General features: G+C 74.3%; 23 protein-coding genes and 1 pseudogene. 12 read left to right on the forward strand and 12 right to left on the reverse strand.

All coding sequences use genetic code 11. From position 1 onward, the window contains the following. Window positions 1-9: 9 nt before the first annotated feature. Window positions 10-1,617: an AMP-binding protein gene (locus QJS33_RS23040; RefSeq protein ID WP_306370136.1), complete on the forward strand. Its 1,608-nt coding sequence runs from the start codon at window positions 10-12 to the stop codon at window positions 1,615-1,617. Window positions 1,618-1,791: 174 nt separating this feature from the next. On the opposite strand, the gene QJS33_RS23045 is transcribed toward QJS33_RS23040, so the two are convergent. Then, entirely contained in the window at window positions 1,792-2,082 is a 291-nt protein-coding gene (locus QJS33_RS23045; protein ID WP_306370160.1) for a 4a-hydroxytetrahydrobiopterin dehydratase, read from the reverse strand. A gap of 354 nt (window positions 2,083-2,436) precedes the next feature. Here QJS33_RS23045 and QJS33_RS23050 point away from each other — a divergent pair, with 354 nt between their 5' ends. The 4 genes from QJS33_RS23050 to QJS33_RS23065 are packed head-to-tail and all read left to right on the forward strand — an operon-like array spanning window position 2,437 to window position 6,004. After that, the gene (locus QJS33_RS23050; protein WP_306370137.1) at window positions 2,437-4,635 is read left to right on the forward strand and encodes a nitrate- and nitrite sensing domain-containing protein; all 2,199 of its coding nucleotides are present in this window, start codon (window positions 2,437-2,439) and stop codon (window positions 4,633-4,635) included. A gap of 5 nt (window positions 4,636-4,640) precedes the next feature. Next, the gene (locus QJS33_RS23055; RefSeq protein WP_306370138.1) at window positions 4,641-5,057 is read left to right on the forward strand and encodes a roadblock/LC7 domain-containing protein; all 417 of its coding nucleotides are present in this window, start codon (window positions 4,641-4,643) and stop codon (window positions 5,055-5,057) included. Next, entirely contained in the window at window positions 5,054-5,401 is a 348-nt protein-coding gene (locus QJS33_RS23060) for a DUF742 domain-containing protein (RefSeq protein WP_306370139.1), read from the forward strand. The genes QJS33_RS23055 and QJS33_RS23060 overlap by 4 nt, the downstream gene beginning before the upstream one ends. A gap of 24 nt (window positions 5,402-5,425) precedes the next feature. Continuing rightward, window positions 5,426-6,004 (forward strand): ATP/GTP-binding protein, encoded by a 579-nt coding sequence (locus tag QJS33_RS23065; RefSeq protein ID WP_306370140.1) that lies wholly within the window; start codon window positions 5,426-5,428, stop codon window positions 6,002-6,004. 108 nt (window positions 6,005-6,112) lie between these two features. Here the strand turns inward: QJS33_RS23065 and QJS33_RS23070 are convergent, their stop codons facing one another. The 3 genes from QJS33_RS23070 to QJS33_RS23080 are packed head-to-tail and all read right to left on the reverse strand — an operon-like array spanning window position 6,113 to window position 9,078. Further along, window positions 6,113-6,922, reverse strand: coding sequence for an ABC transporter ATP-binding protein (locus tag QJS33_RS23070; protein WP_306370141.1), 810 nt, complete (start codon window positions 6,920-6,922; stop codon window positions 6,113-6,115). Between the two features lie 39 nt (window positions 6,923-6,961). Further along, a complete protein-coding gene (locus QJS33_RS23075; RefSeq protein ID WP_306370161.1) occupies window positions 6,962-8,038 on the reverse strand; it encodes an iron chelate uptake ABC transporter family permease subunit in 1,077 nt (358 codons plus the stop codon). Between the two features lie 5 nt (window positions 8,039-8,043). Continuing rightward, window positions 8,044-9,078 (reverse strand): iron ABC transporter permease, encoded by a 1,035-nt coding sequence (locus QJS33_RS23080; RefSeq protein ID WP_306370142.1) that lies wholly within the window; start codon window positions 9,076-9,078, stop codon window positions 8,044-8,046. Window positions 9,079-9,263: 185 nt separating this feature from the next. Between QJS33_RS23080 and QJS33_RS23085 the strand changes: the two genes are divergently transcribed. Beyond that, complete coding sequence (locus QJS33_RS23085; protein ID WP_306370143.1) at window positions 9,264-10,259, forward strand: iron-siderophore ABC transporter substrate-binding protein; 996 nt, start codon at window positions 9,264-9,266, stop codon at window positions 10,257-10,259. Between the two features lie 54 nt (window positions 10,260-10,313). Here the strand turns inward: QJS33_RS23085 and QJS33_RS23090 are convergent, their stop codons facing one another. The 6 genes from QJS33_RS23090 to QJS33_RS23115 all read right to left on the reverse strand — a co-directional run bounded on the left by QJS33_RS23090 (window position 10,314) and on the right by QJS33_RS23115 (window position 15,656). Next, window positions 10,314-10,580 (reverse strand): LapA family protein, encoded by a 267-nt coding sequence (locus QJS33_RS23090; RefSeq protein ID WP_306370144.1) that lies wholly within the window; start codon window positions 10,578-10,580, stop codon window positions 10,314-10,316. 198 nt (window positions 10,581-10,778) lie between these two features. Further along, entirely contained in the window at window positions 10,779-11,702 is a 924-nt protein-coding gene (locus QJS33_RS23095; protein WP_306370145.1) for an SPFH domain-containing protein, read from the reverse strand. Between the two features lie 104 nt (window positions 11,703-11,806). Continuing rightward, window positions 11,807-12,574 (reverse strand): TSUP family transporter, encoded by a 768-nt coding sequence (locus QJS33_RS23100; protein ID WP_306370147.1) that lies wholly within the window; start codon window positions 12,572-12,574, stop codon window positions 11,807-11,809. Between the two features lie 176 nt (window positions 12,575-12,750). Further along, entirely contained in the window at window positions 12,751-13,386 is a 636-nt protein-coding gene (locus tag QJS33_RS23105) for an alpha/beta hydrolase (protein ID WP_306370148.1), read from the reverse strand. After that, on the reverse strand, window positions 13,383-14,333 hold the full coding sequence (locus QJS33_RS23110; RefSeq protein ID WP_306370149.1) for a ring-cleaving dioxygenase: 951 nt from the start codon (window positions 14,331-14,333) through the stop codon (window positions 13,383-13,385). Before QJS33_RS23110 ends, QJS33_RS23105 begins: the two co-directional genes overlap by 4 nt. Before the next feature lie 33 nt (window positions 14,334-14,366). Beyond that, on the reverse strand, window positions 14,367-15,656 hold the full coding sequence (locus QJS33_RS23115; protein WP_306370150.1) for an MFS transporter: 1,290 nt from the start codon (window positions 15,654-15,656) through the stop codon (window positions 14,367-14,369). A 71-nt stretch (window positions 15,657-15,727) separates the two neighbouring features. On the opposite strand from QJS33_RS23115, the gene QJS33_RS23120 reads away from it, so the two are divergent. The 5 genes from QJS33_RS23120 to QJS33_RS23140 all read left to right on the forward strand — a co-directional run bounded on the left by QJS33_RS23120 (window position 15,728) and on the right by QJS33_RS23140 (window position 19,922). Continuing rightward, window positions 15,728-16,666: a LysR family transcriptional regulator gene (locus tag QJS33_RS23120; RefSeq protein ID WP_306370151.1), complete on the forward strand. Its 939-nt coding sequence runs from the start codon at window positions 15,728-15,730 to the stop codon at window positions 16,664-16,666. A 63-nt stretch (window positions 16,667-16,729) separates the two neighbouring features. Next, window positions 16,730-17,515, forward strand: a complete 786-nt coding sequence (locus QJS33_RS23125) for an SDR family oxidoreductase (protein WP_306370152.1) — start codon at window positions 16,730-16,732, stop codon at window positions 17,513-17,515. A 215-nt stretch (window positions 17,516-17,730) separates the two neighbouring features. Next, on the forward strand, window positions 17,731-18,444 hold the full coding sequence (locus tag QJS33_RS23130; protein WP_306370153.1) for a GntR family transcriptional regulator: 714 nt from the start codon (window positions 17,731-17,733) through the stop codon (window positions 18,442-18,444). An 81-nt stretch (window positions 18,445-18,525) separates the two neighbouring features. Beyond that, entirely contained in the window at window positions 18,526-19,452 is a 927-nt protein-coding gene (locus tag QJS33_RS23135; RefSeq protein WP_306370154.1) for a sucrase ferredoxin, read from the forward strand. 254 nt (window positions 19,453-19,706) lie between these two features. Further along, window positions 19,707-19,922 carry a hypothetical protein gene (locus QJS33_RS23140; RefSeq protein WP_306370155.1) on the forward strand — a complete coding sequence of 72 codons (216 nt, stop codon included), beginning with the start codon at window positions 19,707-19,709 and terminating at the stop codon, window positions 19,920-19,922. Here the strand turns inward: QJS33_RS23140 and QJS33_RS23145 are convergent. Next, window positions 19,911-20,396: a MarR family winged helix-turn-helix transcriptional regulator gene (locus QJS33_RS23145; protein ID WP_306370156.1), complete on the reverse strand. Its 486-nt coding sequence runs from the start codon at window positions 20,394-20,396 to the stop codon at window positions 19,911-19,913. The genes QJS33_RS23140 and QJS33_RS23145 overlap by 12 nt on opposite strands. A gap of 124 nt (window positions 20,397-20,520) precedes the next feature. On the opposite strand from QJS33_RS23145, the gene QJS33_RS23150 reads away from it, so the two are divergent. Continuing rightward, on the forward strand, window positions 20,521-21,723 hold the full coding sequence (locus QJS33_RS23150) for an NAD(P)/FAD-dependent oxidoreductase (protein WP_306370157.1): 1,203 nt from the start codon (window positions 20,521-20,523) through the stop codon (window positions 21,721-21,723). A 6-nt stretch (window positions 21,724-21,729) separates the two neighbouring features. On the opposite strand, the pseudogene QJS33_RS23155 reads toward QJS33_RS23150, so the two are convergent. After that, window positions 21,730-22,559, reverse strand: a pseudogene (locus QJS33_RS23155) (serine/threonine protein kinase); the annotation flags it as partial.

Genomic DNA, 22,559 nt, shown 5'->3' on the forward strand with positions numbered 1-22,559 from the left:
CGACCTCCGATGCCCCACCCGGCGCACCGTGTACGTGAGTGGCTCACCGACTACGACTCCCCGACCACCTCGGTGTCCCACGTGCTGTGCGACCGACACCACCCCGACCGCACCGCCATCACCCAGATCGGCCCCGACCTCACCCCCACCACCCTCACCTACGGCCAACTCCGCGACCGCTCCCAAGCCCTCGCCAACGGACTCGCCGCCCACGGCATCCGCCCCGGAGACCGCGTCGCCACCCTCATCCCCAAGGGCATCGACCTCGCCGTCACCGCCCTGGCCACCTGGCGCCTGGGCGCCGTCCTCGTCCCCCTCTTCACCTCCTTCGCCCCCTCCGCCATCCGCGAACGCCTCACCTCCTCCCACACCCGCCTCGTCATCGTCGACGACCACCACCGCACCAAACTCGACACCGACGACACACCCCCCTGGAGCATCGCCACCACCGGCACCCACCCCCTGCGCGACGGCGACACCACCCTCACCGCCCTCGCCACCACCGACGCACCCACCGCACCCGACACCGCCGTCGGCGGCGACGGCCTCCTCGCCATCGTCTACGTCTCCGGACTCGTCGGCCCGCCCCGCGGCGTCCCCGTCCCCGTCCGCGCCCTCGCCGCCATGCACGCCTACCACCACTACGGCCTCGGCGTCGACGAAGACGACACCTACTGGAACACCGCCGACCCCGGCTCCGCCTTCGGCCTCTACCACGGCCTCATCTCACCCCTGCTCGCCGGACACTCCTCCATCGCCCTGCGCGCCGGATTCTTCGACCCCGAACTCACCCTCGACGTCCTGGGCATGTACGAGGTCACCAACCTCGCCGCCGACCCCACCACCTACCGCACCCTGCGCGCCGCCACCAAGACCCTGCCCCCCGAGGTCGTCGTCCAACGCCTCACCAGCTTCGGCGAACCCCTCGCCCCCGACGTCATCGACTGGGTCACCGACGTCTTCGGCGTCCCCGTGCGCGACCACTTCGGCCAGACCGAACTGGGCTGGTGCGTCGGCATCCCCAACGGCGACACCGGCCAGGACACCGGCGAGGTCACCCCCGGCGCCATCGGCCCGGCCCTGCCCGGCTGGCAGGTCACCGTCCTGGAGGCCATCTCCGACGAGCCCGCGCCCCTGGGCGCCTACGGCCGCATCGCCGTCGACCTCCACAACAGCCCCCTGGCCTGGTTCACCGGCTACCTCGACAACGACGCCGCCTCCCAGGTCCGCTTCACCCCCGACAAGGCCTTCTACCTCACCGGCGACACCGGCATCCTGGACCGCCGCGAGTGGCTGTTCTTCTCCACCCGCGACGACGGCGCCATCCTCAGCCGCGGCTACCGGATCGGCCCCACCGAGGTGGAGGCCGTCCTCAACGAGCACCCGGCGGTGGACGAGTGCGGTGTCTACTCCATCCCCGACGAGCTGGCCGGACAGCTGATCGGCGCGCGCATCGTGCCCGCCCCGGGCGTGGCGGCCGACGAGGACCTGGCCGCCGAGCTCAAGGAGTGGGTGGGCACGCGGTTCGCCACCCACGCCGCGCCGGACGTGGTGGACTTCGTGCCGGAGCTGCCGCGCACCGCCTCGGGCAAGATGCGCCGGTCCCGGCTGCGCTGACCGGCCCCGGCCCGCCAGGGGCCCGCGGATCACGCGGTACGGAGCATTGTTTTGAGTCCTTGATTTCTACGTTCTGCGCCTGACCTGCGCTTTCTCTGCCCAGTGGTGGATTTCTGGACCACTGGAAACATGAGCTATGAACGGAAATCCTCGGAAGTATCTTGTGTTCGACCGTTAACCCTGTGGCACCAGCTCGTCGATGCGCGCGGCCAGCGCCATGTCCTTGTCGGTGATCGCCCCGACCGAGTGGGTGGCCAGGGCCAGGTGCAGGGTGTCGTAGCGGATGTCCATGTCGGGGTGGTGGCCGGCCTGCTCCGCCGCCTGCGCGATGGCGCCCACCAGCGAGATGACGGCCGGGAAGTCCGCCAGGCGCAGGGTGCGCCGCAGCACGGGCCCCTGCGAATCCAGCTCCCAGCCGTCCAGGCGTTCCAGGCCGTCGCGGATCTGTTCCTCGGTGAGCTTCACGGTGACCCCCCGGTCGTGTCCTGCGTGCACGCCGCCCCTACCCGCCCCGGACACATCCCAATCGGGCCGTTCTCCGGGATGGGGGTGCGGCGTAGCCGCACGCCATTGTGTTCTGGGTGTTCTCTGTTCAACAGAACCCCCACCTTTACTACGTAGATTCTTAGTAGGAGCACGGGGTTCCGCCCACTCTGTTACCAACCTGAGCCCCTACCCCTGACCAGGCACGACGCCCCTCCGCGCCACCATGCGCCCTGCCCGCCCCTTGCACTCTCCCCTGGTGACCGGCTTCACTCGTGGGAATCCGGTCCCGGTCCCCCACCACCGGCCTCCTCCACCGGCCCTGGAAGCGAGCCCATGCCCCCCAAGAAGCGCCGGTCGCTTCGCGCCCGCATGATCACCCTGGTGCTCCTGCCCAGTACCGTCCTGCTCCTGGTGTGGTCCCTCTTCACCGCCCTGCTCGTGGGCGACATCCGCGAACTGCGCACCGAGGCCGCCCTCACCCGCGAGGTGGGCACCGCCGTCTCGGCGGTGATCGGCGCCCTCCAGGACGAACGGCTGGCCACCGCCGACTCCGCGGACGGCGGCCAGAGCACACGACTGGCCCTGGAGGACGCCCGCGCCGCCACCGACACGGCCGCTGCCGAGCTGACCGGGGCCCTGAACGGCTTCGACGCCGACGCACTGCCCGGCCAGGCCCTGGACCTCCGACAGGACCTGGCGGGACTGGCCCACCACCGCGGCATCGTCGACGCACTGCCGCCGCACCGGCGCGAACTCGTGCAGACCGCCGGCGCCTACCACGACCTGGTCGAGCAGGGCCTGCGCTTCTGGGACGCCCGCGTCGAGTACGCCGAACCCGCGCAGATCCCCCGCCTGCGCTCGCTCAACTCCCTGATGCGCGCCCGCGAACTCCTGGCCCGCCAGAACACCGTGTTCGCCCACGCCATGGCCACCGACACCTTCACCCCCGGCGCCCACACCGAGTTCGTCGCCGCCGCCGGCGCCCAACGCCACACCTGGGACCGCATCGGCGCCGAACTCGCCCCCGAGGACGCCCGCACCTACCGGCTCCTGGAGTCCTACGACTCCCTCCAGCGTGTACGCGACCTACAGGACGAGGTCATCGCCGCGCCCCAGCACACCCGTCCGCCGGTCAACGCCTCCGCCTGGGAAGGGGCCGCCGAGGCCGCCGACCAGCGCATGCGCGCCGTCGAACACGGCCAGCTGGACCTGCTGGCCGACTACAGCGACGCACTCTCCGCCGACCTCGCCCGCACCGCACTGCTGACCAGCCTCCCGATCCTGGCCATCGCCCTGGCCTCGGCGGTCACCGCGATCACCGGCGCCGTCCGCATGGGCCGCCGCCTGCACCGCCTGCGCACCACCACCCTGGAGCACGCCCGCGTCCACCTGCCCCGCCTCACCGCCCGCCTGCGCGCCGGCGAGGAGGTCGAACCCGAGCCCGCGCCCGTGCCCCGCACCCGGGGCGATGAGATCACCGACGTCGCCGACGCCTTCGACGACGCCCGCCGCGCCGCCGTGACCGCCGCCGTCCAGGAGGCGCGGCTGCGCGCCGGGGTGCGCGCCATGTTCGGCACCATCGCCCGCCGCACCCAGTCGCTGGTCCACCGCCAGTTGGCCGTCCTGGACCGGCTGGAACGCGACGAGACCGACCCCGACACCCTGGCGGCGCTGTTCCGCGTCGACCACTTCAGCGCCCGGCTGCGCCGCAACGCCGAGAACCTCATGCTGCTCAGCGGCGGCGCCCCCACCCGACACCCCCGCGCCCCGATGCGGCTGCACGAGGTGGTGCGGGCCGCCGCCGGGGAGATCGAGGACTACACCCGCGTCCAGCCGCGCGACCTGCCCCCGGTGGCGCTGCGCGGCGACACCGCCGCCGACACCGCCCGGCTGCTGGCCGAGCTGCTGGAGAACGCCACCGCGTTCTCCCCGCCCACCGCCGAGGTCGAGGTCCGCGCGGTCGTCGGCGACGGCTGCCGCATCGAGGTGACCGACCGGGGGCTGGGCATGGAGGCGGCCGCCCTGGAGGAGGCCAACGCCCTGCTGGCCGACCCGCCCCGGTTCGACGTGGCCGGGCTGGTGGAGGACTCGCCGCTGGGCCTGTTCGTGGTCGCCACCCTGGCCGCCCGCCACGGGCTGGCGGTGCGGCTGTCCGCCGCGCCGGACGGCGACGGCGTGCGCGCGACCGTGCACGTGCCCGCCGACGCCCTGGTCGAACCCGACCCGGCACCCGCTCCCCCGCCGCCCGCCGCCGTCCCCGCACCCCCCGTTCCCGGGCGCACGGCTCGCGCGGTCGCGACGACTCCCCCCGCCCCCGCGAACGGGACCGGACCGCAGGAGGCCACCGACGCCGACCACTACAAGGGGCTCCCCCGCCGGCGCCCCGTCGACCCGGCGCCCGGCCCCGCGGCCACCGATGACGACGACCGCTCCCCCGAACGGATCCGTTCACTGATGAGCGCCTTCCAGGCCGGAACCCGGCGCGCCCGCGCCGCCGGACCCGGGCCGGACGGCGACACCGAGGAAGGATGAGGATGATGTCCGCCCAAGCCGAGGAGAACGAGACCGGCACCCTGGACTGGCTACTGGCCGACCTGGTCGAGAAGATCGCGCACTCGCGCAGCGCACTGCTGCTGTCGGCCGACGGGCTGCCGCTGGCGGCCTCACCGGGCGTGGACCGCGAGCACGGCGAGCGCCTGGCCGCCATCGCGTCGGGGTTCGCGTCCCTGGCCAGGGGCGCCCGCGCACCGCTGGGGGCGTCCAAGGTGCACCAGACCATGGTCGAGCTGGACACCGTGTTCTTCTTCGTGGTCGACGCCGGGCAGGGTGCCTCCCTGGCGTTGGCCACGGGGACCGAGTGCGACATGGGCCAGGCCGCCTTCGAGATCAACCGGCTCGTGCGCCGGGTCGGACCCCACCTGGCCGCGCTGCCGCGCCGGGGCGGACGCGGGTGATCCCCGACCGCGCCGAGGGGCCGGACCTGATCCGCCCCTACGCGCTGACCGGGGGCCGCACCCGCCCCTCCCGGTCGGATCTGACCCTGACCACCTCCGTGGTGGCGGTGGCGGAGGTGGTCGAGGACGACCCGGAGGCCCGGGAGATCCACGCCCTGTGCGGCCGACCGGTGACGGTGGCCGAGGTCGCCTCCCGGTCGGGGCTGCCCCTGGGCGTGGTCCGGGTACTGCTGGCGGACCTGGTGGACCGAGGGAACGTGCTGGCCCACACCCCCGACCGGGAACGGGACCGGCCCGACGAGGCCACACTGCGCGCGGTACTGGCGCGCATCAAGGAGCTTTGAGGCGCATTGAACGGAACGACGACGATGGACGGACCGGGAGTGTTCGGGCAGGCGCCCGACACGCTCAAGATCGTGGTGGCCGGCGGTTTCGGCGCCGGAAAGACCACGCTGGTGTCGGCGCTGAGCGAGGTCGAGGCGCTGCACACCGAGGAGGAGATGACCGTGGCCGGGACCGGTGTGGACGACCTGAAGGGGGTGGAGGCCAAGACCACCACCACGGTCGCCCTCGACTTCGGTCGCATCACCCTGGACCCCACCACCGTGGTGTACCTGTTCGGCACCCCGGGGCAGCGGCGCTTCTCCCACATGTGGGCGGAACTGGTGGAGGGGGCGCTGGGGGCGGTGGTGCTCGCCGACACCCGCCGCCTCACCGACTGCTTCGACGTCATCGACTTCTTCGAGGCGCGGCGGGTGCCGTTCGTGGTGGCGGTGAACTGCTTCGACGGGCAGCGCTCGCACCGCGCCGAGGACGTGCGGGTGGCGCTGGACGTGGCCGACCCGGTGCCGGTGCTGCTGTGCGACGCCCGCGACCGGGCCTCCGTCAAGGAGGTGGTGGTGGAGCTGGTCGAGCTGGTGCTGCGCCTGGAGATGTCGGGCGCCTGACCCCGGGGCCGGGCGGGCCCGGGACCCGTTCGGCGGGCCCGGACACCGGCGGACGCGGAGGAGGAGCCGGCGGGGGCGCTCCGGCGCCCCCGCCCTCCCGCGCGGTGGTCAGCCGCCGTTGCGGCGCCGGTCCACCGGCACGATCAGCGGAGTGTGCGTCTCGGGGTCGGGGATGATCCGCACCGGGAGCCCGAACACGTGCTCCACCAGCTCGGCGGTCACGATCTCGGCGGGCTCGCCCTCGGCGACGATCGCCCCGTCCTTCATCACGATCAGGTGGGAGGCGTACCGGCAGGCGTGGTTGAGGTCGTGCAGGACCGCCACCAGGGTGTGCCCGCCCTGGTCGTGCAGCTGCGCGCACAGGTCCAGCATGTCCATCTGGTGGGCGATGTCGAGGTAGGTGGTGGGCTCGTCCAGCAGCAGCAGCGGCGTCTGCTGGGCCAGCACCATCGCCAGCCACACCCGCTGGCGCTGGCCGCCCGACAGCTCGTCCACCGACCGGTCGGCCAGCTCGGCGACCCCGGTGGCCTCCATCGCCTCCGACACCACCTTCTCGTCGTCCCTGGACCACTGGCGCAGGAACCCCTGGTGGGGGAAGCGGCCGCGGGCCACCAGGTCGGCCACGCCGATCCCGTCGGGCGCGATGGAGGTCTGCGGCAGCAGGCCCAGGCGCCGCGCCACCTCCTTGGCCGGGTAGGACGAGATCACCTGCCCGTCCAGCAGCACCTGCCCCCTGGCGGGTTTGAGGGTCCGCGACAGGGCGCGCAGCAGCGTGGACTTGCCGCAGGCGTTGGGCCCCACGATGACGGTGAACGAGTTGTCGGGGATGGTGACGGCGAGGTCCTGGGAGATGACGCGCTGCTCGTAGGCGAGCGTCAGTTCCCGGCCGCTGAGACGGTCGAAGTGGTGAACGGTCATGTTCTTCCTCGTGGGGATGGGTGCGCGGATCGGGCGGGCTCAGGCGCGGCCGCGCCGCCACTCGGTGTACAGGAGCCAGATCAGGTAGCTGCCGCCGATGACGGCGGTGACCACACCGACCGGCAGCTGGGTGGGGGCCAGGGCGCGCAGCGCCACCAGGTCGGCCACCGCCAGCAGGGCGGCGCCCATGAGCGCCGCGCCGACGAAGGTGGTCCCGCCGGTACGGCTGAGGCGGCGGGCCAGCTGCGGGGCGGCCAGGGCCACGAACCCGATGGGGCCCGAGACCGCGATCGCGGCGCCGGTCAGCGCACTGGCGGCGGCCAGCGCCGCCACCTGCGTGGTCTGGGCGTTCACGCCCAGGGCGCGGGCGGTGTCGTCGCCCAGCTCCATGAACCTCAGTTGCCCGCCGAGGTACACCAGGACCGGGCCCAGCAGCACCAGGCACACCCACACGGCGATCACCTCGCTCCAGCCGCGGGCGTTGAGGCTGCCGATCATCCAGATCTGGGCGCTCATGGCGTCGGTGAGCTCGGCGCGGGTCAGCAGGTAGTCGCGGACCGCGCCCAGCATCGCCGAGACACCGATGCCGACCAGCACCAGCCGGTACCCCTGGACGCCGTTCTTCATGGCCAGCAGGTACACGACGGCTGCGGTGAGCAGGCCGCCCGCGATGGCCCCCATGGACACCATGAGCCGGCCGCCGCCCACCACCAGGATGACCGCGACGGCGCCGGTGGCCGCGCCGCTGGTGAACCCGATGATGTCGGGGCTGCCCAGGGCGTTGCGGGACAGGCTCTGGAAGACCGCCCCGGCCAGTCCCAGGGCGGCGCCCACCCCCAGGGCGGTCAGTGCCCGGGGCAGGCGCACCCCCTGGACGAAGAACACGTCCAGGCGCTCGCCGACACCGGCGATGGCGGCGGGTACCGCGGCGAGGGGGATCTCGTAGTCGCCCACCGACACCGACACGACCAGGGCGGCCGCGGACACCGCGACCAGGAGCAGCGCCACGACGAGCGTGCGCGGCCGCACCAGGAGCGAGAAGCGGTCGCCGATGCGCAGGGCGAAGGCGCCGCGCGGGGTGAGCCGGCCCCCGGTGCGGGGGCGCGGCGGGGTCAGGATGCTCACAGGGCTGCCATCTTTCTGCTGCGGACCAGGGCGATGAACAGGGGGGCGCCGACGAACGCGGTGATGATGCCGACCTCCAGTTCGGCGCCGGGGACGACGACCCGGCCCAGGGTGTCGGCGGCGGTGAGCAGGATCGCGCCGAACACCGCCGAGTAGGGCAGCAGCCACCGCTGGTCGGGGCCGGTGACCAGACGGGCCACGTGCGGGATGATCAGCCCCACGAACCAGATGGGCCCGGCGGAGGCGGTCGCCGACCCGCACAGCAGGATCACGGCGATCGCGGTCAGGGTGCGGATCGTCGGGATGCGCGCGCCCAGGGAGGCCGCCAGGTCGTCGCCCAGGGCGACGGCGTTGAGGGAGGGGCCCAGCAGCAGGGTCAGCACCACGCCCCCGATGAGGAACGGGGCGACCTGCCAGAAGATCTCCAGGTCGCGGCCGACCAGGGAGCCCACCTGCCAGAACCGGATGCGGTCGAACACGAAGTCGTTGAGGACGATCACACCGAAGATCAGGCCCTGGAGGACCGCGGCCACGGCGGTGCCCGCCAGTGCCAGCCGCACCGGGGTGGCGCTGGCCGGCCCGCGCGAGCCCAGCAGGTAGACGGCGACCGAGGCCAGCGCGGCGCCCAGGAAGGCGGGCCAGATCAGTGCCGACCCGGCGGCCCCGAACGCGAACACCGCCACGACCACCGCGGCGGCGGCGCCGGAGTTGATCCCCAGGATGCCCGGCTCGGCCAGGGGGTTGCGGGTGAGCGCCTGCATGAGCGCCCCGGCCAGGCCCAGCGCCGCACCCACGAACACACCGATGATGGTGCGCGGCACGCGCAGGGTGCGGATGACGTTGTGGTCGTAGGTCCCGTCGTAGGCGGTCAGCGCGGCCCAGACGTCGGCGGCGGGGATGGGTTTGGCGCCGACGGTGATGCTGAGCAGGACGCACACCCCCAGGGCTCCCAGAGCCGCGAGCAGGCCGACCGGCCGGACGATGCGCCGGGTCGGTGTGGGGGGTGCAAGGGTGGGCGCGCGCAAGGCCACGGCTTCCCCGTTCGTCTGTGTAGGTGATCGTGGGCGTCGTCCCGGGGCGTCCTGGACCGGACCGTTCCCGCCACCGCGGATCGACCAGGACAGGTTAGCCTTACCTGGGTCGTCCTCGCACGGAAGGGTCCCCCATGCACTTCTCCCGCAGCCCCCGGACCGGCCTTCGGCCACCCTCGGCGCGCATGCCCGGCGCGACCGCCACCCTAGCGGCATCGGTGCTGGTCCTCGCCCTGGGGGTGACCGGTTGCACCGCCACCGAACCCGCCCCGCCCGCCGCGGGGACCGACACCCGGACGGTGGAGGGCGCCGACGGCGACGTCGAGGTGCCCGCCGACCCGCAGCGGATCGCCGTCCTGTGGCGTCCGACACTGGCCGCCGTGACCCTGCTGGGCCACCACCCGGTGGCCACCATGGGCACCCCCGGCGCCCCCGACCAGGGTCTGACCCCGTTCCTGCCCCGGGACGTCGAGGGCGGCCTGATGAACCTGGTCACCAACTCCCCCGCCGAGGACGACGTCGACATCGAGGCGCTGGCCCTGGCCGAGCCCGACCTCATCATCGGGGTGTCCACACAGGTGGGCGCGCAGGACGCGATCGAGGCGGAGCTGTCGGCGATCGCGCCCACCGTCCTGCTGGAGTGGGAGGGCACCGGGTCCTGGCGCACCCACCTGCACGACGTGGCCGCCGTCCTGGGCCGGGAGGCCGAAGCCGAGCGGGCCGACGCCGACTACGACGCCGCCGTCGGGGAGGCCCGGGCCGCGATCGGGGAGGCCGGGGTGGACCCGGACACGGAGGTGTCCCTGGTGCGGTTGCAGAGCGACACCGAGATCCGCCTGGAGACCGCGGCCTCCTTCCCCGGACAGGTCATCGGCGACCTGGGGCTGGCCCGCCCCGAGGGGCAGGTCGAGCCCGAGGGCGACACCGACTTCGTCCCGCTGTCGTACGAGAACCTGGACCGGGGCGACGGCGACGTGATCTTCGTGCTGGCCGGGTCCGGGTTCCCCGACGCCCCCGACACGTTCTCCGACGGGATCTGGTCCGACCTGGCGGCGGTGCGCGGCGGACAGGTGTACCGGTTCGACTACGACGTGTGGGGCGCCGCCAACCTGCACGCCGCCCACCGCATCGTCGAGGAGGCCACCGCGGCGCTCACCGGGGAGACCGAACCCGCCCTGTAGACGCCCGTGGGCCCCGGGGGTTCCCGGGGCCCACGGCGTCGACGCCCCGCGCCGTCAGCGGCCCTTGCGGGCGGCGGCCCGGCCGGTGCGGGTGCTCCCCGAGGGGCGCAGCAGCCAGCCGATGACCCCGCCCACCACCACGGCCGCCGTCAGCGTCACCCACAGCGGGGAGGTCACGGAGACGAGCAACAGCCGGATCTCGGTGGGCTCCCGGTTCTGCACGACGAACACCACGACCGCGACCAGCAGGACCAGGGCCACCCACGGTTTCGGCGAGGCCAGCGGCCCCCGCTCGTTCTCCACCGGCGGCGGATCGGTCATCGTGTCCCCCCTTCGTCCGCGACCGGCCGGTCGCGTCTGAACCCGGCCCCCGCCGACGGGCCGGGCCCGCCGGCCACCGGGCGTGCGCGGCCGCGGGAGCGGGGCCTCTCCTGCCACCTCACCGGCGACGGGCGCGGACAAACCCCGCCGCAGGTGAGCAGTTCTTTACCGTCCGTGCCCTCGGCCGGTCCGCCGGGCTCAGTCGCCGCCGCGCGGGGTGACGTTGACGCCGCTGCCGTAGGGGATGGGCAGGAAGTCGACCTTCCCGTCCTTGAGGGCCTGGTACAGGATGTAGCCGTCGGGGCCGAGCACCTCCACCAGCGCCTCGATCGCCTCCAGCTCCTTGTCCACCCGCTCGTTCTCCTGCTCCTGGGCGGTGGTCATCTCCACCGCCTCCTGGGCCAGGGTCAGCGCGTTGCGGACCTCCTCGGGCGGAGTGGGCTGCTGGATGGTCAGCTGCGGGGTGCCGCACTCGTCGCCGTCACCGGTGTAGACGGGCGAGCAGAAGAACTCGCCGCCGCCCTGCTCGTCGATGTAGGCCGAGGTCAGGTCACCGACCTTCTGCTCCCACTCGGCCTTGGCGTCGGCGCTGGTGTACAGGTCGCGCCAGGCGTACTCCTTGGTGGCGTCGTCCAGGGCCCGGTTGAGGGGCTGGCCGATGTAGTCGCGCAGCAGGTCCACCCACCCCGCGTCCTCGTAGGCGGTGTACTTCAGGCCCAGCCGCTCGTGGAACTCCCGGAGCTGCTCGCACTCGATGTTGAGGCTGAACGTCACCAGCCCGGTGACGGTGAGTTCGAGGTCGTCCCGGGACACCACCGTGGCCGAGCCCATCTCGGAGGCGTCGCCGCCGGAGAACTCGAAGGTGCGCTGCCCCGCGGGGTAGAGGTACGTCTCGTCGCCGGGGCCGTGGTATTGACGGTTGCCGGGCTCGATGCAGCTGTCGAAGGTGGTGGAGGAGAAGGCGCCCGCGTCGTACTCCAGGCCCGCCCGGTCGGGTCCGGCGTTGGCCGAGCAGGCGGTCAGGGCGAGGGCGGCCGCGGCGGCGGCGAAGGCCGCGAGGGTACCGGTCCGCCACCCGGGCCGGCGGCGGGGTCTCGTGCGGCTGTTCGTGCGAGGGGACATGGGCGCACCATTCGTCTCAAGAGGGGGATTCCTTCTCACCTCTCGGACGGCCGCCGGGCGCACCCGGCTCCCCGTGGCCGCTCCCGGTCACGGGGGGCCGGGCCTTACCCGAAGATGTCCCACCCCATGCGGACGAGCAGCCCGGCGATGACCACCAGCAGGACGGCGCGGACGAACCCCGATCCGCGCTTGAGCGCCATGCGCGCGCCGATCTGGGCTCCGATGACGGTGCACACCGCCAGCCCCAGGCCCAGCAGCCAGTCGACGTGGCCGCCGATCGCGAACACGGCGAGGGCGCCGAGGTTGGTGCAGACGTTGACGATCTTGGCGGCGGCGGAGGCCGACACGAAGTCCATGCCAAGCACGGCGGTCAGGGAGATGATGAGGAACACGCCGGTACCCGGCCCGATGAGCCCGTCGTAGAAGCCCACCCCCAGCCCGGCCAGGGCGACGGCGGCCAGCATGCGGTTGCGGGTGCGCCGGCCCGGGACCTCGGCGGCGCCCATGGCGGGCCGCAGGTACACCAGCAGCGCCACCCCGGCCAGGACGACCATGATGACGGGTTTGAGGACGTCGGTGGTCAGGGCGGCGGCCATGGCCGCCCCGCCGCCCGCGCCCAACAGGGCCAGGGTCGCGGTGGGCACCACGACGGCGCGGTCCACGGGCACCTTGCGGGCGAAGGCGACGGCGGCCGAGGCGGTGCCGAAGATCGCGCCGAGCTTGTTGGTGCCCAACAGGGTGGCCAGCGGGGTGGTGGGCGCGGCGACCAGCAGGGCGGGCAGGAGCAGCAGGCCACCGCCGCCGACGACGGCGTCGACCCATCCGGCGGCGACGCCGACCAGGAGCAGCAGGCCGAGGATCTCGGGGTCCACGGGTCACCGGCCCCGCAGGAGAGAGATGATCATGGGTTCTTTTCAGGCGGGGATGTGCGGGTGGGTGGGAGGAGATAAGGGGGGATTCCCCACGAAGTCTAGCGGGGTGCGGGCGTCCGGGGACGCACCGCACCCCGTCCGACGGCGGCGCCCGGGTCCGGGGGCGCCGCCGTGGTCTAGTGCGGCCCGTAGCGGCCCTCGAACCAGGCGCGGGCGCCCGTCACCACCTGCGGGGGGACACGGTGCCCGCCCGGGTGCTCCAGCAGCTCCACCCGCGCGCCCAGGGCGGTGAGGTGGTCGGCCAGCAGCCGGGCCTGGTCGGGGGTGCTGATCGGGTCGGCCGTCCCCACGCCCAGGAACGCCGCCCTCCCCGACAGGTCGACCTGGTCGGGTTCGCGGCCCTGAAGCGGGTATCCGGCGCCCAGCAGCACCGCCCCGTCCAGCAGGTCCGGGTGCAGGAGCATCAGGGCGGCGGCGATGTTGGCGCCGTTGGAGAACCCGGCGGCCACCACCGGGGAGCCCAGGCCGTGGCGGTCCAGGGCCGTGGGCAGCCAGTCGGCCAGCTCGGCGGCGCGGGCGATGACGTCCTCGACGTCGAAGACGCCTTCGCGCAGCCGCCGGAACCAGCGGTTCATCCCGTTCTCGTTCACTCTGCCGCGCGGGGAGAGCAGGGCCGCGCCCGGGGCCAGGGTCCGGCCCAGCGGGAGCAGGTCGTGCTCGTCGGCGCCGGTGCCGTGGAGCAGCAGCAGGGTGGGCGCCTGGGGCCGGCGGGCGGGTTCGACGACGTGGACGAAGTCGGCGACCCCGCTCACCGGCCGGTCTCCAGGGGCGGCAGGGCCGCGGCGATGGCCTCGCGGTCCGGTTCCAACCACGGCGGCAGCCGCAGGGAGCGGCCCAGTTCGAGCAGGGGCTCGTCGTAGTCGAAGCCGGGCCCGTCGGTGGCGATCTCCAGCAGCACCCCGCCGGGTTCGCGGAAGTAGATGGAGGTGAAGTAGTTGCGGTCGCGGATCTCGGTCACGCCCACGCCCTGGGCGATGAGGTCCTCGCGCCAGGAGGCCTGGACGGGGCCGTCGGGTGCGCGGTAGGCGACGTGGTGGACGGTGCCGGCGGCCACGTGGCCGCGTTCCGCGGCGGGCCGGGCGAGCACGTCGACGATGGTGCCCACACCGTCGCCTGCGGCGGCGGTGCGAAAGCGCGTCCGGTCGGCGCTCTCGTCCTCCAACCGGAAGCCCAGCTGGTCGATGAGCATCGCGGCGGTGTCCTCGACCCGGTTCTCGGTGAGGGTGACCGCGCGGATGCCGCGCACGGCGCGGTCGGCGGGGATGCCGCCGCCGTCCCAGGGGTCGGTGTCGTGGTGGTCGGGGGAGGCCGCCAGTTCGATGACCAGGCCGTCGGGGTCGCGCAGGGACAGCACGTCCTCGGCGCCGCGCTCGACGGGCCGGGTGAAGTCGATGTCCAGGGCCCTGAGGTGGTCGGCCCACCAGCCCAGCGACCCCTCGGGGACGGAGAAGGTGGTGACGGTGGCCTGCCCGGCGCCCAGGCGCCCGCGCGGGGCCCCGGGCCAGGGGAAGAACGTCATGACGGTGCCGGGGTTGCCCGCCCGGTCCCCGTAGTAGAGGTGGTACGTGGTGGGGTCGTCGAAGTTGACGGTGCGCTTGACCAGGCGCATGCCCAGGACGTTGCGGTAGAAGTCGGCGTTGGCGGCCGGATCCGTGGCGATGGCGGTCACGTGGTGGATCCCCGCCGGGCGTACGTCCATTCGGCACCTCTCTCACTACCAGTTGGTTGAATATTAAACCACTTTGGGCGGCCCGTCCCCTCCACGCTCCCCCGCACCACCCCCCGTTCCGGTCAAGGACACCCCGGCCCCGGGCAAGGCCTCCCTCTCCGAGCGCAGCCCCAGCCCCGCGACCAGCGCCGACGCGCACAGCACCCCGGCGAACACCAGAGCCGCGCCCCACCCCCAGCGGTCGTAGAAGAGCCCGCCAACCCAGCCCAGCACGCTCGCCCCCACGTAGTAGGCCAGCGTGTACACCGACGACGCCTGCGCCCGCCCCGCACCGGCCCGCCGGGCCGCCCAGGCCGAGGCGGTGGCGTGCGCGCAGAAGAACACGAACGTGAACACCACCAGCCCCACCGCGACCACCGGCAGCCAGGGTGCGGCCAGCACCGCCGCCGCGGCGCCCATCACCGCGGCCGAGACCGCCAGCACCCGGTAGGGACCCCACCGGCCTCCGGCCCGCCCCGACCAGGCCGACCCGGCCATCCCCGCGGTGTAGGCGACGAAGAGCGAGGACGCCACCGCCTGCGACAGCCCGAACGGCCCGCCCGTCAGCCGGAACCCCAGCAGGTTGTACACGGTCATGAACGCGCCCATGAGGAGCAGCGCCTGGGCGTACAGCGCGGCCATCCCCGGGGTGGCCAGCGCCGCCCGCCACCGGGAGGGGCCGCCGGTCCCGCCGCCCCCGGCCCGGGGCGTCCCGCGGGTCCGGCGCGGCAGCGCGCACACGAACACCAGCCAGGCCAGGACGCCCACCGCGGTGGAGGCCGCCACCCCCCACTGCCAGCCCCCGGCGGCGGCCGCCCACCCCGAGACCAGGCGCCCGCCCATCCCGCCCAGCGGGTTCCCGGCGATGTACACGCCGATCGCCCGGGCGGCGTCGCCCGGGTGCAGCACCTCGGACAGGTGCGCCACCGCCGCCGCGGGCACCCCGCCCAGCGCCGCCCCCTGCACCGCCCGCAGGGCCACCAGCAGCCACAGGTCCCCGGCGAAGGGCGCCGCGCAGCCGACCAGGGTGGCCACCGCCAGGGACACCGCGATCACCCGGGTACGCCCGAACCGGTCCCCCAGCCCGCTCCACACCAGGGCGAACCCCGCCAGCGCGCCGGTGGCCGCCGACACCGTCAGCGACACCCGCGCCGCCGACTCCCCCAGGTCCGCCGCCAGCTCCGGCAGCACCGGCTGCACCGACCACAGCTGGGCGAAGGTCGCCACGGCCACGGCCACCATCGCCACCACGGTGCGCCGGTAGGCGGAGGTCCCGGCCCGGGGGCGGTCGTCGACAGGGTGCGCGGTGTCCATACCGCTCACGCTAGAAACCGACCGAACCATACGTCCAATGCATGAACGCGCCCTGAACCATACTGGAATGCATGGAATCCGAGGACGCCGACCGCATCACCCGGCTGCTGGCCCCCCGCCTGCACATGCTGGCCGCCCTGGCCCGCACCGAGCACGTCACCCGCGCCGCCGAGACCCTGGGGATGCCCCAGCCCACCCTGAGCAGGGCGATCGCCCGCCTTCAGGAGGACACCGGGCTCACCCTGGTCGAGCGCACCGGACGCGGGGTGCGGCTGACCCGCACCGGCCGCCTGCTGCTGCCGCACGTGGAGCGGGCCCTGGCGGACCTGGCCCGCGGGGTGGGCGAACTCACCGACGCCGGACAGGGCCGGGTCGGCCTCACGTTCCTGCCCACGCTGGGCGTGGAGGTGGTGCCCGCCCTGCTGCGGGGCTTCCGCCGCGCCCACCCGGACGTGCGCTTCACCCTGGTCCAGGAGCCCTGGGCCGACTCCCTGCGCCGCCTGGCCGAGGGCGGCGCCGACCTGGCGCTGACCTCGCCGCTGCCCGCCGACCCGCGCCTGGCCTCGACCGTGCTGCACACCCAGGCGCTGCGCCTGGTGGTGCCCGAGCACCACCGGCTGGCCGCCGCCGACCGCGAGATCGCCCTGACCGAGGTGGCCGCGGAGGAGTTCGTGCTGCTCAAGCCGGGCCGGGGGGTGCGCCACCTCACCGACCTGATCACGGACCGGGCGGCGCTGACCCCGAAGGTCGCCTTCGAGGCCGACGACATCGCCACCGCCCGCGGGCTGGTCGGCGCCGGGCTGGGGGTGTCGGTGCTGCCCGCGCGCCCGCGCGGTCCGCTGCCGGGCACGGTGGAACTGGCCCTGGCCGACCCGGGTGCGGTGCGGCCGATCGGAGTGGTGCACCCGGTCCAGGGCTCCGGCGGCGGCTACACGCCCCCGGCCGTGGCGACGTTCCTCGCCCACGTGCGCCGGCACGGGCCGCGGCTGATCCCCGACCTGACCGGCTGACCCGACGGTCCGACCGGCGAAAACCCCTTGCCCGGCGCGGGGGCCGCCACCACGATGGCCGCCATGACACGAACCGAGGGTTCCCCGACCGCACGCCCCGTGGCCCTGGTCACCGGGGTGGGCCGCACCCGCGGCATCGGCGCCGCGATCGCCCTGCGCCTGGCCGGGGCCGGCTGGGACATCGCCTTCACCCACTGGACCCCCTACGATGCCCGGATGCCCTGGGGCGCCGAGCCCGGCGCCACCGCGCGGATCCGCGCGGCCCTGGCCGAACGCGGGGCCGCCCACCTGGCCCTGGAGGCCGACCTCGCCGACCCCGCGGTCCCGGACCGGGTCGTGGCGCGGGTCACCGCCGAGCTGGGCGCGCCCACCGCCCTGGTCCTGTGCCACTGCGAGTCGGTGGACTCCTCGCTGCCGGACACCGATGTGGAGTCCTTCGACCGGCACTTCGCGGTCAACACCCGCGCCTCCTGGCTGCTGGTGCGCGCCTTCGCCGGCGCCTTCACAGCGCCCCGCGGGTCCGGCCGGATCGTCGCGCTGACCAGCGACCACACCGTCGGCAACCTGCCCTACGGAGCGAGCAAGGGGGCGCTGGACCGGGTCGTCACCGCCGCCGCCCGGGAGCTGGCCCACCTGGGCGTGTGCGCCAACGCGGTGAACCCGGGGCCGGTCGACACCGGGTGGATGGCCCCCGGGCTGAAGGAGGAGCTGGCCGGGCACACCCCGCTGGGCCGCATCGGCACCCCTGAGGACACCGCCGACCTGGTCGAATTCCTGTGCTCGCCGCGCGGCGGGTGGGTCAACGGGCAGTTGCTGCACAGCGATGGCGGGATCTCCGCGCCGTCCTGAGCGCACGGCGCGGCCGCCGTGTTCCGGATCAGGACGGTATCCGGACCGCGGCGGCCGCGCGCCCCATAGTCGGCCGTAACTTGTCCGAATGTCAACAAAACGGTGGCGGAACGGGATCGCCCGCAACCGTACCGAGACCCGAACGGTTCTCACTTTCCACTGCGTGCGCCCTACACTTTCCCAGCACCCGACCACCCCGTCATCCGAGGAGGCGCATGCGCAGGGCCCGGCGGCGCGGGCTCGCCCACGAGGCGGCCGACCGTATCCGCGAGTCCATCCTCCAGGGCACCCTGCCCCCCGGCGCACCGCTGCGCGAGGTCGACCTGGCCACCCGGCTGGACGTCAGCCGCGGCTCCGTCCGCGAGGGGCTGGCGCTGCTGGAGCGCGACGGCCTGGTCGTCAGCGAGTGGCACCGCGGCGCCCGCGTCATCGAACTCACCCCGGCCGACGTCGACGAGGTCTACACCGTGCGCGGAGCACTGGAGCGCCTGGCCGCCCACCGCGCCGCCACACGTGTCACCGACACCCACCTGGCCGAGCTGTCCGACCTGGTCGACGCCCTGGACCGGGCGCTGTCCGACGACGCCGACGCCGCCGAGCTGCTCCGCCTGGACCTGGGCTTCCACGACCTCCTCTACGAGATCGCCGCCAACACCCGCCTGGTGCGCGCCTGGTGGACGCTGCGCTCCCCGGTCCACCTGTTCCAGCTCACCCGCATACGCCGCTGCCACCCGCACTACCGCCGGGACTCGGTGGAGGAGCACCGCACCCTGGTCGACCTGATCCGGCGGCGCGAGGCCGACGCCGCCGGGCGCTGTGCCGAGGCCCACGTGGCCGCCTCCCGCGACGCGCTGATCCACATGCTCGGCACGGACACGCCCGACACGGGGCCCACCGACACCGACGGCGGCTTGGGTAGGCTAACCTAACCTCGGCGCGCGAACGTGTCCGGGCACGTCCCGGGCACCTCGCGCGCCCGTATGCACTCTCCCGCCCGATTGGACCGACCCGTGCGCCTACCCACCGCCCCGGACGGCAGCCGGGGCTGCTCGGCCCTGGCCCGCTACACCGGCGAGCAGATCGCCGGAACGGCCGGACGCACCGTCGGATGGCTGCTCATCGAACACCCCGGCCCCTGGCGCAACCCCACCTTCACCAGCCCCGGGCTGGACAAGGGCGTCGTCTCCGCCCTGGCCGCGCAGATCACCGGCCACGACGTCAAACCGCAGCTCATCAAGCGCCCCGGTGCCGGTCGTGGCACCGGTGGTCCGCGCCGCGCCTACCTGGCCCACGTCAGCCGCACCTCCCCCTGGGTGCGCCGCTTCGACTTCACCGACCAGGCCGAGCTGCTGGACATCGACGTCACCGCCGCCGAGCGGCCCGAACCGCCGGACCTGGGCACCCCCGTCGACCACACCCTGTACCTGGTCTGCACCCACGCCAAGAAGGACCCCTGCTGCGCGGTCCTGGGCCGCCCGGTGGCCGCCGCCCTGGCCGGCACCGACGCCGAGGTGTGGGAGACCACCCATGTGGGCGGCGACCGGTTCGCCGCCAACCTGGTCGCCCTGCCCCAGGGCGCCTACTTCGGCCGCCTGGACCCCGCCTCGGCCGTGGACACCGTCACCGCACTGGAGGGCGGCCGCATCGTCCCCGCCAACTTCCGCGGCCGGTGCAGCGACTCCTCCGCCGTCCAGGCCGCCGAGGCGGCGCTGCGCATGCGCCTGGGCACCGTCGGCACCGACGAGATCACCCACCTGGGCGAGGAGGACACCCCCGACGGCGTCCGCGTCACCCTGGGCCACGACCGGGGCCTGTACACGGTCTCCGTCGCCCGGGAGGAGGGGGCGGCCTGCCCCACCACCTGCTCGGCGGCCGAGCTCAGCCGCCCGGTCCACCACCGTGTCACCGAGATCGAGGGCCTGCCCGCTCGCGTCTGACCGTGTGAGACCGCCCACACCCCCGGTCGGGACCCCCTGCCGACCGGGGGTTCCCACGGTCCCGCCCTTCGCCCTGCGATATGACGGCGTGCAGAATTCCTCATATGACCATGAGGTGGTGACGATCCCGCGCGGCCCGCCCGAGGACCGCCCGTGCACCGTCCGCTCCACCGGGCCGGGGCCGGGTTCTTCCGCGTGTTCGGCCGCCCCGTGCGCATCCGCGTGCCGGAACCGCTCCGGGACGGCCCGCGCCGGTGCGCGACCTGCTCGCCGACACCGGGGGCGAACCCTCCGACCTCTCCCGGCGACTCGCCGTGCCGTCGGAGGTGCGCCCCGACCACGAGCGGGCGCTGCGCTCCCAGGCCGCGATCGAGGACCTGTACGCCCGCGGGCTGGTCCTGGACACCACCCCGCGGGCCATCGGGCGCGCCCACGCGCTGCTGCGCGAGAGCGGCACCCTACCCGCCTGAGGCCTCCCCTGCGGGCTCCGCGCCGCCGGCGACCTCGGCGGTGGCGCGGGTCTGGGCGGCGGCGGCCCGGGTGAGGTACCCGGCGATGAGGGCGAGCTGGTCGGCGTCGTAGTCGGCGTGGACCGCGCCGAGTTCGCGCATGAGGGGGCCGAACACCTCCTCGGCGCGCTCGGTGGGAACGCCGGTGAGGGTGACCACGACCCGGCGGCGGTCGCTCTCGTCCCTGCCGCGGGTGATCAGGCCGCGGCGCTGGAGCCGGTCCAGGACGCCGGTCACCGAGGCGGGGGCCAGCCCGGAGTGGCGGACGAGTTCCCCGGCGGTGCAGGGACCGTGCCGTTCCAGCAGGTCCAGCATCTTCCAGTCGCTGGGACCGATGCCCAGGCGCTCGCCCACGGCGGTGTGGAACATCACCGCGGCCGCGGAGAGCTCCCGTCCGGCCTGCTCGACCTCGCGCAGCGCCCTGTCCCGATCCATGCCTTCTCCGTTCCGCCGACTCTTCCGCACGCCCGTGGGGCGCCGCGCCCTTGACTGCGTCGACCCCTCCGAATATATTTCGTTCGACCGAACGAAATAATATTGTCGCTCACAGGAGACCATCATGCGCGTTCTCATCAGCGGCGGCGGCATCGGCGGCCCCGCACTGGCCCTGGCCCTGCACCGGGCCGGCATCGACGTCCGCACCTTCGAGGCCCACCCGGGCCCCGCCGCCTCCCTCGGCTCCCACCTGGGGCTGGCCCCCAACGGACTCGCCGCCCTGCACGCCCTGGGCGCGGGCGAGGACGTCATCGCCCGCTCCGCCTTCCCCAGCGACACCATCGAGTTCACCAACGGCCGCGGCCGCGTCCTGGGCCGCCTCAGCGACGGCTCCACCGCCCAGGGAGAGCACCTGCGCACCCGCACCATCACCCGCGGCCGCCTACAGACCGTCCTGGCCGACGCCGCCGCACGGGCCGGGGTCCCCGTCGCCTACGGCAAGCGCCTGGTCTCCCACACCGACCACGGCGACCACGTCACCGTCGCCTTCGCCGACGGCGGCACCGCCCGGGGCGACGTCCTCATCGGCGCCGACGGCATCCACTCCCCCGTCCGCCGCACCATGGACCCCGCCGCGCCCCGGCCCGCCTACACCGGGCTGCTCAACCTGGGCGGCTCCCTGCCCGCGGGCCTGCTGCCCGCCACCCCCGAGGGCACCACCCGCATGGTCTTCGGCCGCCGCGCCTTCCTCGGCCACCAGACCGGCGGGGGGACCACCCTGTGGTTCGTCAACCTGCCCCACCCCGACCCCGCGCCCGCTGAGCCCGCGGGCGGCTGGCAGCGCCACGTCCTGGACCGGTTCGCCGACGACGACCCCGCCATCGCCGCCGCCCTGGCCCACGCCGACCCCGCCGCCTTCACCCCGACGGGCATCCATGACATCGCCTCGCTGCCCCGCTGGAGCCGCGGCCGTGTCGGCCTGCTGGGCGACGCCGCCCACGCCATGGCCCCCTCCAGCGGACAGGGCGCCTCCCAGGCCCTGGAGGACGCCCTGGTCCTGGCCTCGTGCCTACGCGACATCGACGACCCCGTCCACGCCCTGAGCACCTACGAGCACCTGCGCCGCGACCGCGTCGAACGCGTCGTCGCCATCGGCCGCCGCCAGGGCTCCCTCAAACTCGCGCGGAACCCCGTCACCGCGTTCCTGCGCGACCTCGCCCTGCCCCTGGTGTTCAAAGCCGTCGCCCGCACCGACCCGCACCGCGAGGTGTTCGCCCACCGCATCGACCCCGACCGGCCGGTCCGGCCCGCCGGGGTCCGCGGCTAGCGCCAGTCAGCCCCAGAAGCCGAAGCTGTACAGCAGCCCGTTGGTCGCCGCGATCACACCCAGCGCCAACACCGCCCCGGTCACGAACGAGGTCCGCACCGACCGCACCAGGAACTCCAGCGACACCAGGTTGTTGAGGATGAAGTAGCCCAGCATCGTCGCGTGCCAGAACCCGTCCATCGACAGGGGCTCGAACGAGAAGGCCGTGCCGTTCCACAGGTCGGTCTCGGTGGTGAACCACGCCCACGCCAGCGCCGCCCCGTACCCCAGTGGGATCTGGATGAACGGCAGGATCAGCAGCGGCAGCAGCTTGGCGAAGCTCCACAGGCTCGGCCGCCCCGCCTCGCGGGCCTCGGCCTGCGCCCGGCGCGCCGCCTCCTGCTCGGCGCGCACCCGCTCGCGGTGGGCCCGGTCGGCCTCCTGGCGGCGCTGGTGCTCCACCTGCTCCTCGTGACGGCGCCGCTGCTGCGCCGCGTACTCCTCCTGGCGGCGGCGCTCCTGCTCCTGGTGTTCCTGCCGGGCGCGCAACTGCTCCTGGTGGCGGTCGTACTCGCGGCGACGCAGCTCCTCGGCCTCGGCCTCCGGCGCCCCGCGCCGCCCCCCGTACAGGTCGGCGTAGGGGTCCTCCCCGCCCTGGGCGGACGTCGGGGAACCGTACCCCCGGCCCTGGGCGGGCATCTGCCGGGTGGCGTCGTAGCCCTGCTGCGCCGCGCCGTACCCCTGCTGCGGCTGCGCGGCCCCGTACTGCCGCGTGGGCGCGTACCCCTGCCGCCCGCCCTGCCCCAGGACCGAGGTCGCCCCCTGGTCCTGGGCCGCGGCGGGCGTCACCCGCGTGG

The organism is Nocardiopsis sp. CC223A, from assembly GCF_030766825.1.
Classification (GTDB): domain Bacteria; phylum Actinomycetota; class Actinomycetes; order Streptosporangiales; family Streptosporangiaceae; genus Nocardiopsis.

Coding starts and splice junctions, on each gene's coding strand:
- QJS33_RS23040 (WP_306370136.1), top strand. CDS start 10: ATGCCCCACCCGGCGCACCGTGTACGTGAGTGGCTCACCGACTACGAC.
- QJS33_RS23050 (WP_306370137.1), top strand. CDS start 2,437: ATGCCCCCCAAGAAGCGCCGGTCGCTTCGCGCCCGCATGATCACCCTG.
- QJS33_RS23055 (WP_306370138.1), top strand. CDS start 4,641: ATGTCCGCCCAAGCCGAGGAGAACGAGACCGGCACCCTGGACTGGCTA.
- QJS33_RS23065 (WP_306370140.1), top strand. CDS start 5,426: ATGGACGGACCGGGAGTGTTCGGGCAGGCGCCCGACACGCTCAAGATC.
- QJS33_RS23070 (WP_306370141.1), bottom strand. CDS start 6,922: ATGACCGTTCACCACTTCGACCGTCTCAGCGGCCGGGAACTGACGCTC.
- QJS33_RS23085 (WP_306370143.1), top strand. CDS start 9,264: ATGCCCGGCGCGACCGCCACCCTAGCGGCATCGGTGCTGGTCCTCGCC.
- QJS33_RS23090 (WP_306370144.1), bottom strand. CDS start 10,580: ATGACCGATCCGCCGCCGGTGGAGAACGAGCGGGGGCCGCTGGCCTCG.
- QJS33_RS23095 (WP_306370145.1), bottom strand. CDS start 11,702: ATGTCCCCTCGCACGAACAGCCGCACGAGACCCCGCCGCCGGCCCGGG.
- QJS33_RS23110 (WP_306370149.1), bottom strand. CDS start 14,333: ATGGACGTACGCCCGGCGGGGATCCACCACGTGACCGCCATCGCCACG.
- QJS33_RS23115 (WP_306370150.1), bottom strand. CDS start 15,656: ATGGACACCGCGCACCCTGTCGACGACCGCCCCCGGGCCGGGACCTCC.
- QJS33_RS23120 (WP_306370151.1), top strand. CDS start 15,728: ATGGAATCCGAGGACGCCGACCGCATCACCCGGCTGCTGGCCCCCCGC.
- QJS33_RS23125 (WP_306370152.1), top strand. CDS start 16,730: ATGACACGAACCGAGGGTTCCCCGACCGCACGCCCCGTGGCCCTGGTC.
- QJS33_RS23130 (WP_306370153.1), top strand. CDS start 17,731: ATGCGCAGGGCCCGGCGGCGCGGGCTCGCCCACGAGGCGGCCGACCGT.
- QJS33_RS23145 (WP_306370156.1), bottom strand. CDS start 20,396: ATGGATCGGGACAGGGCGCTGCGCGAGGTCGAGCAGGCCGGACGGGAG.
- QJS33_RS23150 (WP_306370157.1), top strand. CDS start 20,521: ATGCGCGTTCTCATCAGCGGCGGCGGCATCGGCGGCCCCGCACTGGCC.